Below are 15,058 nucleotides of genomic sequence, written 5' to 3' on the forward strand. Positions count from 1 at the left end.
TATGTCTATGATTTCCTTTAAAAACCTCTGCAAAAGCTACGGTGAAGGCCAGCATCGACAGGAGGTGTTGAAAGACATCAACCTGGAGGTGGAGGAAGGCGAATTTCTGGTTCTCCTCGGCTTCTCCGGTTCGGGCAAAACTACGCTGATCAACATGATGGCCGGTCTGGATCAGCCCACCAGCGGTCAGATCACCTTCAAAGGCGAACCGATCAAAGGGCCCGGCCCAGAACGTGGTGTGATCTTCCAGAGCTATTCCCTGATGCCCTGGCTGACGGTGGCGGGCAATGTGGGGCTGGCGGTGGACACGATCTTCCCCGGTCTCAGCAAAAAGGACCGCGCCGCAAAGGTCGCGCATTACGTCAAGATGGTGGGCCTCAGCCACGCCATGACACGGCGCCCGGCGGAACTGTCGGGGGGCATGCGGCAGCGGGTGAATGTGGCCCGTGCGCTGGCGATGAACCCTGAGGTTCTGCTGCTGGATGAGCCGCTGTCAGCCCTTGATGCGCTAACCCGCGCCAATCTGGCCGATGAAATCCTTGAGATCTGGGAAGATGACAAAAAGACCTGCGTCTTGATCACCAATGACGTGGATGAGGCCATCATCATGGCCGACCGCATCATTCCGCTCAATCCCGACGGCACCCTGGGGGACCCCTTCAAAGTTTCTATTCCCAGACCGCGGGATCGGATGGCGATGAACCACCATGACGGCTTCAAGAAGCTGCGCGGTGACATCACCAAATACCTGATGGATGTGGGGATCGAAGCCAAGGCCGAGGCCACCCGCACCCTGCCGAATGTCGAACCGATCCACGGCGTCCCGGCGGCGGTTGCCGACGCTCAGAAAGGTATGATCGACAACAACTTCCTCGACTTTTCGCAGCTGCATAAGATCTACCCGACCCCCAAGGGTCCGCTGACGGTGGTGGAGGATTTTAACCTCAAACTGAATCGGGGCGAGTTCATCTCGCTCATCGGGCATTCAGGCTGCGGCAAATCCACCGTGCTGACCATGGCGGCGGGTCTGAATGAGATCAGTAAAGGCGGCATTCGCCTTGATGGTCGCCACGTCGAAGGTGCCGATCCCGAACGCGCCGTGGTGTTTCAGTCCCCCAACCTCTTCCCCTGGCTGACGGCACGCGAAAACTGCGCCATCGGGGTGGATAAGGTCTATCCCGAGGCCTCACAGGCCGAACGGCAGGATGTGGTGGAATACTACCTGGAACGGGTGGGTCTGGCCGATGCGATGGACCGCCCAGCGCAGTCGATGTCAAACGGCATGCAACAGCGCGTCGGCATCGCCCGGGCCTTTGCCCTGTCGCCGAAACTGCTGCTCTTGGATGAACCTTTCGGCATGCTCGACAGCCTCACCCGCTGGGAGTTGCAAGAGGTGCTGATGGAGGTCTGGGACCGTACCAAAGTGACCGCGATCTGTGTGACCCATGATGTGGATGAGGCGATCCTGCTGGCCGACCGTGTGGTGATGATGACCAACGGGCCACAGGCCACAGTCGGTAAAATTGTCGACGTTAATCTGCCCCGACCGCGTAGCCGCAAGGCACTGCTGGATCACCCGGATTACTACACGTTCCGCCAAGAGGTTCTTGATTTCCTAGAGGAATACGAACACGGCGCCAAACCAAAAACGCCGAAAAACGGCAAGAACCCCATCGCGGCCTGAGGAAAAAACATGCCAGCGTTTAGAGAATTGCAAGCAAACCGCCCTACCGTCTTTGCACCAAAGATGGAGAATGCGGATGGACTTCCTCAGCAAAAGCGACATCGCAGAGGTGCAGGCGTCGTATCAGGACCTCGGCCCCAGCAAGGGCTATCTGACAAATGTGTTTTACCGGCGTCTGTTCGCCATCGCGCCACAGGCCCGGCCGCTCTTCCCCGAGGATATGAGCGAACAGATGAGCAAGCTGGAAAGCATGCTCGACTTTCTGGTCAACAACCTGCACCAGCCCATGTTCCTGGCCGGCAAGATCAAGCGGCTGGCGCGGCGGCACGTCACCTATGGGGCGGAACCTGCACATTACGAACTGGTCGGCGAAGCGCTGATATTCGCGCTGGACGATCTGACCCCCGGGGGCCTCACGGACGAGCGCAAGCTGCTTTGGGGACAGGTCTACGGATTTGTCTCAACCACAATGATCGACGCCGCCTATTCCAAGGCGTCCTAGGGGCAGCACTCCCTGCCCATGACTTCGGGCAAGGAGGCTCTCATGTCTAAGAAACTGGTTGTGATCGGGGCTGGCATGGCCTCGGGCCGGGCGTTGGAACACCTGCTGGAGGCAGATCCGAACGCTTACGACATCACGCTGTTCAACGCAGAACCCCGCGGCAACTATAACCGCCTGATGCTGTCCCCCGTCTTGTCGGGCGAAAAAACCTATCAGGACATCGTCACCCATGACGCGGATTGGTACGCTGACAACAACATCACCTGCCGTTTTGGCGAAAAGGTCCTGCGCATTGACCGCGACCGTAAGGTGGTCATCGGCGAAAACGGCGAAGTGCCTTATGACAAGCTGGTGCTGGGGATGGGCTCCAACCCCTTCATGATCCCGCTGCCCGGCCATGACCTGGAGGGGGTGATCCCCTACCGCGATCTGGAAGACACCGAACGCATGATGGCGCTTGGCGCCAAACCCGGCGCCAAGGCGGTTGTGATCGGTGGCGGTCTTTTGGGGCTTGAGGCGGCAGCGGGCATGGCGGCGCAGGGTGTTGATGTGACCGTGGTCCACATCATGGGCCACCTGATGGAACGTCAGCTGGACCCGGCAGCGGGCTACCTGTTGCGCAAGGCGCTGGTCGACAAAGGCATCACCGTGATGTGCAACGCCAACTCCAAGGAAATCCTGGGGGAGGATGGCAAGGTCCGGGCGCTGCTGCTGGATGACGGCACCGAATTGCCCTGCGATCTGCTCTGCATGGCCGTCGGCATCCGCCCTGCCACCCAACTGGGGGCCGAGGCCGGACTGGCCGTCGGCAAAGGCATCCATGTGGATGACCAGATGATCACCTCTGACGCAGACATTCTGGCGCTCGGGGAATGTGTTGAACACAATGGCGCGATCTTTGGCCTTGTGGCGCCGCTTTATGATCAGGCCAAGGTTCTGGCCAAGACCCTGCTGGGGGAAACAGACACCTTTGTGAACAAAGAGGTCTCCACCAAACTGAAGGTCACGGGCTGTGATCTGTTCAGCGCCGGCGATTTTGCCGAAGGCGACGACCGCGAAGATATCGTGTTCCGCGACCCGGCCCGCGGAGTCTACAAACGTTTGATCCTGAAAGATAACCGGATCATCGGCGCGGTGATGTACGGCGACACTGCGGATGGCGCCTGGTTCTACGGCATGATCAAAGACGGCACCGATGTGTCCGACATGCGGGACACGTTGATCTTTGGGCCCGCCTACCAAGGGGGGGCCGCGCTGGACCCTATGGCGGCCGTTGCAGCCTTGCCGGATGATGCAGAAATCTGCGGCTGCAACGGCGTTTCAAAACTCGACATTGTGACGGCCATTCAGGCCGGTGCCACCACCCTGGGCGACATTCGCGCCACCACCAAGGCCTCGGCCTCCTGCGGGACCTGCACCGGGCTGGTGGAACAGCTGATGGGCGCGACTTTGGGGGATGATTTTGTCGTTCCCACCGATCAGGCCATCTGCGGCTGCACCGATCTGACCCATGAGGCGCTGCGCCGGTTGATCAAATCGCAAGGGCTGAAAAGCCAGGAGGCAGTCTGGCAGGAATTGGGCTGGAAAACGCGCAATGGCTGCCACACTTGTCGCCCGGCGGTGAACTATTACCTGCTGGCGGATTGGCCGCTGGACTATGCTGATGATCCGCAATCGCGCTTCGTCAATGAACGCCGGCATGCCAACATTCAGAAAGATGGCACCTATTCGGTGGTCCCCCGCATGTGGGGCGGGTTGACCACCCCGGATGAGCTGCGCGCCATCGCCGATGCGGCGGATAAGTACAACGTGCCGACGGTCAAGGTGACGGGTGGCCAACGGATCGACCTCTTAGGGGTCAAACGCGAAGATCTGCCCGCCATGTGGTTTGATCTGAACCAGGCCGGGTTGGTGTCTGGCCACGCCTATTCCAAAGGGCTGCGCACGGTGAAAACCTGTGTTGGCACAGACCATTGCCGCTTTGGCACCCAGGATTCCACCGGTCTTGGGGTGAAACTGGAAAAGCACCTCTGGGGGTCGTGGACACCGCACAAACTCAAACTTGCAGTCTCTGGCTGCCCGAGGAACTGCGCCGAGGCAACCTGCAAAGACATCGGCGTGATCTGCGTGGATTCGGGCTATGAAATCTCCGTCGCAGGCGCCGCCGGCATGGAGGTTAAAGAGACCGAGCTGCTGTGCAAAGTCCCGGATGAGGTTGAAGCGATCGAGGTCATCTCGGCCTTTACCCAGCTTTACCGCGAAAACGGCAAGTATCTGGACCGGGTTTATAAATGGGTCGCCAAAGTAGGGCTCGACTGGTGCAAGGAACAGGTGGTTGACGATCTGGACAATCGCCGCGCCCTTGCCGAGCGGTTTGACGTGTCACAATCGGTCTATCGCACTGACCCTTGGGCCGAACAGGCGCAACCCGAACCCGCCAAACAATTCACCCCAATCGCTGATCTGACCCTGGAGGCTGCGGAATGAGCTGGCTTGATATCGGACCTGTCGACCAAATCCCACTGCGCGGCGCCCGTGTGGTGAAAACCCGCCTTGGCTGCGTGGCCCTGTTCCGCACTGGCGAGGATGAGGTCTTTGCAACCTCTGACCGCTGCCCGCACAAAGGTGGTCCGCTATCTGAGGGCATCGTCCACGGCCGCGCCGTGACCTGCCCGCTGCACAATTGGGTCTTCAGCCTTGAAAGCGGCGAAGCCCAAGGTGCGGATGAGGGTGCGATTGACACCTATCCGGTACGGGTTGAACAGGGCAACATCCTATTGGATGTCAGCCGCTTACAGGGGGCAGCTGCGGCGTGATGCCGGGGTTCTTTGACCTCAGTCCTGCCGGTCAACACCGCACAACGCGGCCAACAGCGCTCAATCCGCCGACGTCGCGAAGGGCATCCTCGCGGCGGGCAGCCTCAACTCCTGTGATCGCCATCTCGCTGGTGTTCGATCCCTCCTTTTCCTCGCCTCCATTCTGAACGGAGCCCAAATGGCACAGCCTGATCCGACCCGCGCCGAGAGCAAAACCGTGAAAACCACCTGCCCCTATTGCGGCGTGGGCTGCGGGGTCCTGGCCACGCTGTTGGACACGCCCACCGGCCCGCAGGTCACGGTGAAAGGCGATCCGGATCACCCCGCCAACAAAGGCAGGCTCTGCTCCAAAGGGTCGGCGCTGGCCGAAACCCTGTCACTTGACGGCAGATTGCTCCAACCCACGATCAACGGCGCCCAAGCCTCCTGGGACAGCGCCCTGTCTCAGGTCGCCAGCCGTTTCAAACAAACAATCGAAGCCCACGGTCCCGACAGCGTGGCCTTCTATGTGTCCGGTCAGTTGCTGTCCGAAGACTATTATGTCGCAAACAAGTTAATGAAAGGTTTCATTGGCTCGGCAAACATCGATACCAACTCGCGGCTTTGCATGGCCTCTTCGGTTGCCGGTCACAAACGCGCCTTTGGCACCGACACCGTACCGGGGCAATATGAGGATCTGGAACAGGCCGATCTGATTGTTTTGGTTGGCTCAAATCTGGCCTGGTGCCATCCTGTTTTATACCAACGCATCGCGGCGGCGAAATCCGCGCGTCCGGCGATGAAGATCATCAACATTGACCCGCGCCGCACGGCCAGTTCGGATCTGGCGGATCTGCATCTGGCGCTGACACCGGGCAGTGATGTGGCCCTTCTTAACCATCTGCTAACCACGATTCACGAAATGGGTGCCGTCGATAGCGCATTTGTGGCACAGCATGTTGATGGGTTTGACGCGGCACTCTCCGCCGCCAGTTCCGGTGATGTGCAGGCAACGGGGCTGAGTGCGAATGAACTTGCCGAATTCACCCGCGCCTGGATCGGCACCGAAAAAGTTGTGACCATCTATAGTCAGGGGGTGAACCAATCCACCTCGGGCAGTGATAAGGTGAACGCAATCCTGAACTGTCATCTGGCCACCGGGCGGATCGGTCGGCCGGGTATGGGTCCGTTTTCGGTCACCGGCCAGCCAAACGCCATGGGCGGACGTGAGGTTGGCGGACTGGCGAATATGCTGGCCTGCCATCTGGATCTGGAAAATGCGGGCCACCGCGCAACCGTGCGCGATTTCTGGCAGGCGCCGACCCTGCCCGAAGCGGCGGGGCTGAAAGCCGTCGATATGTTCCGCGCAGTCGGCGACGGGCGGATCAAGGCGCTGTGGGTGATGTGCACCAACCCCGTCGTCTCAATGCCCGAAGCGGATCGTGTCAAAGACGCCATCGCAAACTGCGATTTCGTAGTTGTCTCGGACATGTATGGTGACACAGATACGGCAAAGCTGGCCGATATCGTCCTGCCCGCCACGGGCTGGGGCGAAAAGACCGGCACCGTGACCAATTCCGAGCGCTGCATTTCGCGCCAACGTCCCTTCCTGCCTGCGCCGGGCACCGCGCGCCACGACTGGGATGTCCTGGCGGAGGTCGGCAGGCGCATGGGATGGCAGGCTGAATTTGCCTATGAAAGCCCGGCCGAAATCCTACGCGAATACGCCACCCTGTCAGGTTTGGCCGCACAACATGGCAAGGATTTCGACATTTCAGCCCTCAGCGATCTGACTGAGGCCGACTATGACGCCTTGCCACCGCAGCACTGGCCCCTGACCAAGGCGCGCAGCGGCGGACGGTTCTTTGCCGACGGGCGGTTTTTCACCCCGTCAGGGCGCGCCAACATGCTGCCGTTGCATCACCGCGCCCCGGCGAAACCCGCTGACGCCACGCATCCCTTCATCCTCAACACAGGACGGATCCGCGACCAATGGCACACGATGAGCCGCTCTGGCCTGGCACCGCGCCTGAACCAGCATATGGCCGAGCCCTATCTGGAAATTCACCCAAGCGATGCCCGTACATTAGGACTGCAGGCGGCAGATCTGGCCGAGGTCTCCTCCGCCCATGGTCGCGCCATCCTGCGCGTTTTGCTGAGCGACAAGGTGAAACCCGGCGCTGTCTTTGCACCGATGCATTGGACCGGGCAGCTATCCTCCGCCGGGCGGATTGACGCCGTGGTTGCAGCAGAGGTTGATCCGGTCTCAGGCCAGCCGGAATCCAAAGCAACACCTGTGGCGATCACAAAACTGCCGGCCCGCTGGTATGGCTATGCCGTCAGCCGCCAACACCCCAAGCCTAAGGCCGAGTATTGGGCCCTGGCGCGGCTGGGGGACGGTTGGCAGATGGAGCTCGCCGATCGCCATACGCCTGCGGATTGGCGGGCTTACGCGCAACAGCTGCTCTGCACCGATGGCTGCAGCCTGCAAACCACTGAGGACCCGGCCAAAGGCCTGTTCCGGCTGGCCGCCCATCGCGACGGTCTGCTGGAGGCCGCCCTGTTCATCGCCCCCACCCCTGTCGCATTGGCCCGCAGCCATGTCAACACCCTGCTGGGCACCGAGGCCCCCGCCGCTTTGGCCGGGCGCGCCGGCGCGGATCAGCCGGATCCCGGCGCTACGATCTGCGCCTGTTTCGACGTAGGCATCAACACCATCATCAGCGCCATCCAGCAGCAAAACCTGATGTCAGTAGACGCCATCGGCACCGCGCTCAACGCAGGGACGAATTGCGGCTCCTGCCGGCCAGAACTGGCGGCGCTGCTTTCTGCGGCAATGCCAAGACAGGCGGCGGAATAAGGCCGCTTGCCCCTTTGCTTCGCCGCAAAACACCGTTAAACCACGGTGCCATTCGACGGGTGGCCTTGCACGGGGCCCCTCCAAGGTGCCAGTTAAGATCCCCGGGTCCGCCCGCAGCCGTTTAGGACGCAGCCGATGAAATTTTTCCCTATGTTCTTGCGGATGGCAGACCGCCGTGTGGTGATCGCAGGCGGCGGGGAGCAAGCGGCGCAAAAGGCCCGTTTGGTGCTGAAGACTGACGCGGCCTTGAGCATTCTGGCCACCGAGCTGGACGATGAACTGCAGGCAATCGTCAACGAAGGACGCGCCGAACATCACACCGGCCCAATTGGCGTGGCACAGTTTTCTGACGCGGCCTTGGTTTTCATCGCCACCGGGTGCCCGGGGATGGACGCGGCGCTGCATGCCATCGCCAAAGCCGCCGGCGCCACGGTCAACGTTGTCGACCAGCCGGACCTTTGCGATGCAACCACCCCCTCAATCGTAGACCGTGATCCGGTCGTGGTGGCCATCGGCACCGAAGGCACAGCGCCCGTGCTGGCGCGCCGGCTAAAAACCGATCTTGAGGTGATGCTGGACCCGCGCCTAGGCAGTTTCGCCGCATTGGCGGGCCGGCTGCGGGATGCGGTGGCGAAACGGGTGCCACAGTCAAAACGGCGCAATTTCTGGCGCTGGACCTTCAATGAGGAGCCGTGGCAAGCCCATAAACGGGGTGCGGAACGACAGGCGGCAGATCTGTTGAAACAGGCCATCGCAGCTGGCGGGGCGCCGGGATCGTCGGATCTGGGGCAAATCAGCCTTGTTGGCGCGGGCCCCGGGGCGCGGGACCTGCTGACCCTGCGGGCGGTGGAGCGGTTGCAAGAGGCCGATATCATCTTCTACGACCGGCTGGTTGATCCTGAGGTGCTGGAGCTGGCGCGCCGTGACGCCGAGCGGGTCTATGTCGGCAAGGTGCTGGGCACCACCCAATGGCCACAACACCGCATCAATGAGGTGGTTCTGCGCGCCGCCCGTCAGGGCCAGCGCGTGGTGCGGCTGAAATCAGGCGATCCCTCGATTTTCGGCCGCGCGGTGGAGGAATTGGAAACCGCCCGCGCCGCCGGCGTCCCGGTGGAGATTGTGCCCGGTGTGACCGCCGCCTCTGCCGCTGCAGCCGCCTTGAACCGGCCGCTGACCGCGCGCGGTGAAACCGATCGCGTCACCCTGACGACAGGCACCCTGCGGCCCGGCGACGGTCAGCCCGATTGGGCACAGATGGCGCTGCCCGGCTCGCTCCTGGTGCTGTACATGGCGGTGCATAAGGCGGCTGAGGTGCAGGAAAACCTGCTGTCGGGTGGCCTGCCCGGCGACACCGAAGTCTCAGTCGTGGCCTCTGCCAGCCATCCACATGAGAAGATCCTTGATTGCGCTCTGGATGAAATGGCCGAATGCATTGCCGCCAAAGGCATTGAAAACCCGGCCGTGCTGATGATCCGCTGCCCGAAGGATATGGCAACCGGCAGCGCCGCGGGCACGCCCTAAGCCACTCAGATCACGCAGATGAGACCACCTGACCTCTGGCCCTTGGCCCGAGGCTGAGGTAGCTCTTGGCCATCAGATGATGAGGCCGCCATGCAAAATGACATCCCCCTGACCCAAGACGTGGTGCTGATCGGTGGCGGCCACACCCACGCGCTGGTGCTGCGCAAATGGGGCATGCGGCCCTTGCCGGGCGTGCGGTTGACCCTGATCAATCCCGGCCCCACGGCGCCCTATACCGGCATGTTGCCCGGCCACATCGCCGGTCACTACAGCCGGGAGGAGCTGGAGATTGATTTGGTTCGTCTGGCCAGGTTCGCGGGTGCACGTCTGTTGCTGGGCCGGGCCACAGGCATTGATCCAAAGGCGCGCCAAATCACAGTCGAAGGCCATGGCGTGGTGGACTATGACATCGCCTCAATCGACGTTGGCATCACCTCGGATCTACCTGATTTACCGGGATTTTCCGAACACGCTATCGCCGCGAAACCGCTGGATCGCTACGCTGCGCGCTGGCAGCAGTTTCTGGACGCGGCGCAGGTGGCTGGCCAGGCTGGCCCCGTTGCCGTCATCGGCGGCGGCGTCGCGGGCGTCGAACTGGCGCTGGCCATGGCGCATCGCCTGCGCCACACCGTAGGCTCGGCGGATGTGACTGTGTTGGAAGCCGCGGAGCAGCTGACCGGCACCAGCCCAGCAACCCGCCGCGCGCTGGAAAAACAACTTGAGGAAAACGGCGTAACCCTCAGAAAAGGCGTTGAAATTGAGGCAATCACCGCGGACGGACCGCGTCTAAAATCTGGCGAGGTGATCCCGGCCGCCCTGACGGTTGGGGCCGCGGGTGCCACGCCACACGGCTGGCTGGAAAACACCGGCCTGCCGCTGCACGAGGGGTTCATCAAGGTTGGCCCAACATTGCAGGTTGAGGGGGTCGACACCCTTTTTGCCACCGGCGACTGTGCCCATCTGAGCCATGCGCCAAGGCCCAAGGCCGGGGTCTTTGCCGTCCGGGCCGCGCCCTATCTGCATGGCAACATCGAGGCGTTACTTGTCGGCAAAAAACCACGCATTTTCAAACCACAATCGCAATATCTTAAACTGATCTCCCTAGGTCAGAAATCTGCCCTTGCCGAACGTTGGGGGCGCCCGGTCACAGGTGCAGCCCTGTGGCGTTGGAAGGATCGGATTGACCGCGCCTTTATGGTGAAGTTTCAGGACCTGCCGCAAATGGCCAGCGCTGCGGCGCCCGCGGTTGCGGCTGCGGGCGTGGCTGATGAACTGGCCAGCGGCAAGCCGATCTGCGCTGGCTGCGGGTCCAAGGTGGGGCCGGCGGCACTGTCTGATGCGCTGAGCGCCTTGCGCATGCCCGCCCATCCCGATGTGGTGCAGGGGGCTGGCGATGATGCGGCGATCCTGCAGATGGGTGGCGTGAAGCAGGTGATCTCAACCGATCATCTGCGCGCCTTCAGCCATGACCCGGCGCTGATGGCGCGGATCGCGGCGGTGCATGCCCTGGGCGACATCTGGTCGATGGGCGCCCGCCCGCAGGCGGCACTGACCCAGCTGACCCTGCCCCGCATGTCCGACCGTTTGCAGCGGCGCACCCTAAGCGAAATCATGCGCCACGCCGGTGAGGTCTTTGCTGAGGCTGGCGCGGAAATTGTGGGTGGCCACACCACGCTGGGGGCCGAGTTGACTATTGGCTTCACGGTGACCGGCACCGCAAAAAATCCCATCGGGATTGACGGCGCGCGGTCGGGTGATGCGTTGATCCTGACGCGCCCGCTGGGATCGGGCACCCTGCTGGCGGCTGAGATGCAGGGCCAGGCAAAGGGTCGCGATGTGGCCGCCATGCTGCACCAGATGGCCCAGCCGCAGGGGATCGCCGCAAGGCATCTGTCCAAGGCGCACGCCATGACCGATGTCACCGGCTTTGGCCTGGCCGGTCACCTGCAAGAGATCTGCGCCGCCTCTGGTCTGGGGGCTGAGATCTGGCTGGAGGCGCTGCCGCTCTACGATGGGGCGGAGGCACTGGCGGCAGCAGGCGTGACCTCCTCGCTTCATCCCGCCAATCTGGCCCATGCGCCAGTGATCAACGCACGTGGACCGCGGGGCCTGTTGCTGCATGATCCGCAAACCGCCGGTGGCCTGCTGGCCGCCGTGGATCAGGGTGAGGCGGATGCCCTGCTCTATGCTTTGGCAGATGAAGGTATCTCAGCCCGGCAGATCGGCACGTTTTTCCCAGGAACGGAGCTGCGCTGTCGCTAAGGCGCCAGAACGGACAGCACCTCGGTTGCGGCCGCTGTGATGTCGCTTGAGGACAGGCCCGCCAGGGACAGAACCGTCAACGGTGCCCCGACGCACCTTGAGGATCGGCGGTAGCTGGGATCGTAATGCACCGCAACCAGATCAGCGGCCAGGGCCTGATGATCGCCACCCCGCGCCATCTCCTGCCAGCGCTTCACCAGATCATGGCCGTGAAACGGCGCAAGATGTGACAGCCGGGCGCAGAGCTCCTCCATATCGCCGATCACATCGCTGTAAGCCTGCGCCAGATACTGCGCGCGCGCCTGCAGCGGCACCTCCAGCCGGATGTGATCGGCCGACAGCATCGCCTGCCAGACGGAGGGCGGAATGCGGATGCGGCCGATCTTGGCGCTTTCCGCCTCAACCAACACCGGCCTGGCGGGATCCATCGCCGCCAGCGCCATAGCCAGACGGCTCTCAAAAGCCTTCTGGCTGGGCTGACCACCATCGCGCCCCCCAAGCAGGGAGCCGCGGTGATGCGCCATATCCTCCAGATCCAGCACCTGCGCGCCCTGATCGGCCAGTGCAGCCAGCAGATCGGTCTTGCCAGTGCCTGTGCCCCCGTCAATCAGCACCAGCCGGTGCGGCAAGGGCTGATCATAAAGCATCTGCACCACCAGACGGCGATAGGATTTATAGCCCCCTTCAATCAGGGACACCCGCCAGCCGATCTGCGCCAGGATTGAGGCAAAGGAGCCTGACCGCTGGCCACCGCGCCAGCAATACACCAGTGGCCGCCAGCCGCCCGTGCGGTCCGCCAAAGCACCCTCAAGATGCGCCGCAGCATTGCGCGCCACCAAGGCCGCGCCCACTTTGCGTGCCTTAAAGGGATCCTCCTGCACATAAATCGTGCCGACACGCGCGCGTTCTTCATCCGAAAAGACCGGCAGCGAAATGGCCCCGGGCAGGTGATCCTCGGCATATTCGGCCGGGGCACGCACATCGATGATGTCATCAAACCCGGCAGCTGCAATTTCTTGCAGCGAAGAAAATGTCACCCGGTTTACCATGCTGCGCTCCTGCCAATAGTGCCTTCTTCATAAGGCGTTAGCCCCTTTAACGCCAGAGGGCGCGCTGCGTTAAGAGGGTGGAAACAAAACCTGAGTGAAAAACTCAGCTTGACCATCCTGAGTAAATTAGTCAGAAAGCGGATATGTCTAGCCAACCGCAGGCGCGGTAGCCCGATTCTGCTGCAAAACAGGAAACAACGATATGAGAAACGCGCAAATCTCAGCGGCTGGACGTCGGGTGGCAACACCCTCTTCAACCCGTTCGGAACGACCGCTAGTGCTGTCGTTGCTTTCCGAGACCGGCATTTTTGAAACTGGCCTTTCCGAGAACTACTCTCTGGAACGCCTCATTGACCGGCTTGATCAACGGGAGACCCTGTCATGACCACCATGAGACTGAACCAATCCGGCGCATCCGAAATTGAGCTGCCGTCGCTGCCCACTCACCGCGCCGAGGACCTGACCCAAGGCGGGACACAGGCCCTGATCGTTTTGAACGACCAAGTTTATAGCCTGCGTATCACCCGCGCCGGCAAGCTGATCCTGACCAAATGAGCCACCACACGCCGCATAACACCCGCCCCAAAGGCGCCGCCCCCGTCGGGGTTCTGAGCGATCTGGAGCCGGTGCCAATGTCGGCAGTGATGTACCTGCGCCTTTGGTGCGAGGGCCATCGGGACCAATTGCGGCAGGATCTCTTGCCTGCACTTGGTCCTGAGGCGGCCGCCCGCGCTGGTCAGGAATTTGATCATCTGTGCAGCCTGTGCATCAACCACGGCCGGCGCCGCCTGTGCCGCCATCACTTGCAGTGCAAGTGTCTGGGGGCGGATGAGAGTTGTTTTGCCAACCTCGTCGAACTGGCCGCTGCGGGCGAAGATGCAGATGCAATGCTGATTGCCACTTTGATGCTGCGCGCCGAACAGGTGCCCCTGTCAACCGCATTGGCACAATCCGTCGGCACAGCGCTGTCGCGCGCCAGATCAAGCGAAGATTTTGGGACTGAGGCACTGGAGCCGCGCACCGGCCACCTCTACCCGAGCCCGCAAGTTTCACAATAATTGTCATTAAATCAACTGAGGACAGTCTGACATGAAAACCACCTTCCTGAGCACCTCCGTGCTGGCACTGACGCTGGGCAGCGCCGCCCTCGCCGAGGCCCCGAGCGCCAAAGCGGTTCTGGAAAACTATGCCAACATCGCTGAAGCGAAGTATCAGGACAGCCTGATCACCGCCAAAGCGCTGCAGGCCGCCGTTGATGCGCTGATCGCGTCGCCGTCGGATGACACCCTGCAGGCGGCAAAGGATGCCTGGCTGGCCTCTCGCAACCCCTACCAGCAGACCGAAGTCTACCGTTTCGGCAACGCCATCGTTGACGACTGGGAAGGCAAAGTGAACGCCTGGCCATTGGACGAAGGCCTGATCGACTATGTTGATGCGTCTTACGGCCTGTCGGAAGAAAACGACTATGCCGGGCTGAACGTTGTTGCGACCCCGGTCTTCACCCTGTCGGGCACCGAGGTAGACGCCACCAACATCACCCCGGAACTGCTGGAAGCCACCCTGCACGAAGCCGACGGCGTTGAAGCCAACGTTGCCACCGGCTACCACGCCATCGAATTCCTGCTTTGGGGTCAGGACCTGAACGGCCACGGCGCTGGCGCCGGCAACCGTCCGGCCACCGATTTCGCATCGGGCGACGCCTGCACCGGCGGCAACTGTGACCGTCGTGCTGCTTACCTGAAAGCCGCCACCGACCTGCTGGTTTCGGACCTGGAGTTCATGGCCGCAGCCTGGGCTGAAGGTGGCGAAGGCCGCGCAACCGTACTGGCCGACGAAGGTGCTGGTCTGGTTGCCATGCTGACCGGCATGGGTTCGCTGTCGTACGGTGAACAGGCGGGTGAGCGTATGCGCCTTGGCCTGATGCTGAACGATCCCGAGGAAGAGCACGATTGCTTCTCCGACAACACCCACAACAGCCACTACTACGACGGTCAGGGCATCCAGAACGTTTATCTGGGCAGCTACACCCGCGTAGACGGCACCGTTGTGTCGGGCGCCTCGCTGAGCGATCTGGTGAAAGCCAAAGACGCCGCTCTGGATGCTGAGATGACCGGCAAACTGGAAGTGACCATGGCCGCTCTGGGCAAAATGAAAGAGGCTGCCGACAACGGTTTCGCCTACGACCAGATGCTGGAGCGCGGCAATGCCGAAGGCGAAGCGCTGATCATGGGTGGCGTCAACGGTCTGGTTGATCAAACCAAATCGATCGAGCGTGTTGTGGCCGCTCTGGGCCTCAGCCAGCTGGAATTTGAAGGCTCCGACAGCCTCGACAACCCGACCGCTGTTTTTGAATAAACAGAGGTTTTCCAATGGGCCGGCTGCGGG

At 61.9% G+C, this 15,058-nt stretch carries 11 protein-coding genes; 10 read left to right on the forward strand and 1 reads right to left on the reverse strand.

The annotated features are described in order from the left end of the window. The first annotated feature begins 1 nt into the window (after position 1). The 7 genes from ACORLH_RS13325 (at position 2) to selD (ending at position 11,624) form a co-directional block, all read left to right on the forward strand. Positions 2 to 1,684 (forward strand): nitrate ABC transporter ATP-binding protein, encoded by a 1,683-nt coding sequence (locus ACORLH_RS13325; RefSeq protein WP_321828877.1) that lies wholly within the window; start codon positions 2 to 4, stop codon positions 1,682 to 1,684. Between the two features lie 76 nt (positions 1,685 to 1,760). Further along, positions 1,761 to 2,186: a globin domain-containing protein gene (locus tag ACORLH_RS13330; RefSeq protein ID WP_321828878.1), complete on the forward strand. Its 426-nt coding sequence runs from the start codon at positions 1,761 to 1,763 to the stop codon at positions 2,184 to 2,186. 42 nt (positions 2,187 to 2,228) lie between these two features. Next, positions 2,229 to 4,673 (forward strand): nitrite reductase large subunit NirB, encoded by a 2,445-nt coding sequence (gene nirB, locus ACORLH_RS13335; protein ID WP_321828879.1) that lies wholly within the window; start codon positions 2,229 to 2,231, stop codon positions 4,671 to 4,673. Continuing rightward, complete coding sequence (gene nirD, locus ACORLH_RS13340; protein WP_321828880.1) at positions 4,670 to 5,002, forward strand: nitrite reductase small subunit NirD; 333 nt, start codon at positions 4,670 to 4,672, stop codon at positions 5,000 to 5,002. Before nirB ends, nirD begins: the two co-directional genes overlap by 4 nt. 178 nt (positions 5,003 to 5,180) lie before the next feature. Next, on the forward strand, positions 5,181 to 7,841 hold the full coding sequence (locus tag ACORLH_RS13345; protein ID WP_321828881.1) for a nitrate reductase: 2,661 nt from the start codon (positions 5,181 to 5,183) through the stop codon (positions 7,839 to 7,841). Between the two features lie 135 nt (positions 7,842 to 7,976). Then, the gene (gene cysG, locus ACORLH_RS13350) at positions 7,977 to 9,362 is read left to right on the forward strand and encodes a siroheme synthase CysG (RefSeq protein WP_321828882.1); all 1,386 of its coding nucleotides are present in this window, start codon (positions 7,977 to 7,979) and stop codon (positions 9,360 to 9,362) included. Positions 9,363 to 9,452: 90 nt separating this feature from the next. Then, the gene (gene selD, locus ACORLH_RS13355; protein ID WP_321828883.1) at positions 9,453 to 11,624 is read left to right on the forward strand and encodes a selenide, water dikinase SelD; all 2,172 of its coding nucleotides are present in this window, start codon (positions 9,453 to 9,455) and stop codon (positions 11,622 to 11,624) included. Here the strand turns inward: selD and mnmH are convergent. Further along, positions 11,621 to 12,673: a tRNA 2-selenouridine(34) synthase MnmH gene (gene mnmH / locus ACORLH_RS13360; protein ID WP_321828884.1), complete on the reverse strand. Its 1,053-nt coding sequence runs from the start codon at positions 12,671 to 12,673 to the stop codon at positions 11,621 to 11,623. The genes selD and mnmH overlap by 4 nt on opposite strands. Positions 12,674 to 13,063: 390 nt before the next feature. On the opposite strand from mnmH, the gene hemP reads away from it, so the two are divergent. Genes hemP through ACORLH_RS13375 form a run of 3 tightly spaced genes read left to right on the forward strand, consistent with a single transcriptional unit; the run spans position 13,064 to position 15,028 of the window. Then, positions 13,064 to 13,228, forward strand: a complete 165-nt coding sequence (gene hemP, locus ACORLH_RS13365) for a hemin uptake protein HemP (protein WP_321832819.1) — start codon at positions 13,064 to 13,066, stop codon at positions 13,226 to 13,228. Continuing rightward, positions 13,225 to 13,731, forward strand: a complete 507-nt coding sequence (locus tag ACORLH_RS13370; protein ID WP_321828885.1) for a hypothetical protein — start codon at positions 13,225 to 13,227, stop codon at positions 13,729 to 13,731. The genes hemP and ACORLH_RS13370 overlap by 4 nt, the downstream gene beginning before the upstream one ends. A 31-nt stretch (positions 13,732 to 13,762) precedes the next feature. Continuing rightward, positions 13,763 to 15,028, forward strand: coding sequence for an imelysin family protein (locus tag ACORLH_RS13375; protein ID WP_321828886.1), 1,266 nt, complete (start codon positions 13,763 to 13,765; stop codon positions 15,026 to 15,028). Positions 15,029 to 15,058: the final 30 nt, after the last annotated feature.

The sequence above is a fragment of the Thalassovita sp. genome, assembly GCF_963691685.1.
Classification (GTDB): domain Bacteria; phylum Pseudomonadota; class Alphaproteobacteria; order Rhodobacterales; family Rhodobacteraceae; genus Thalassobius.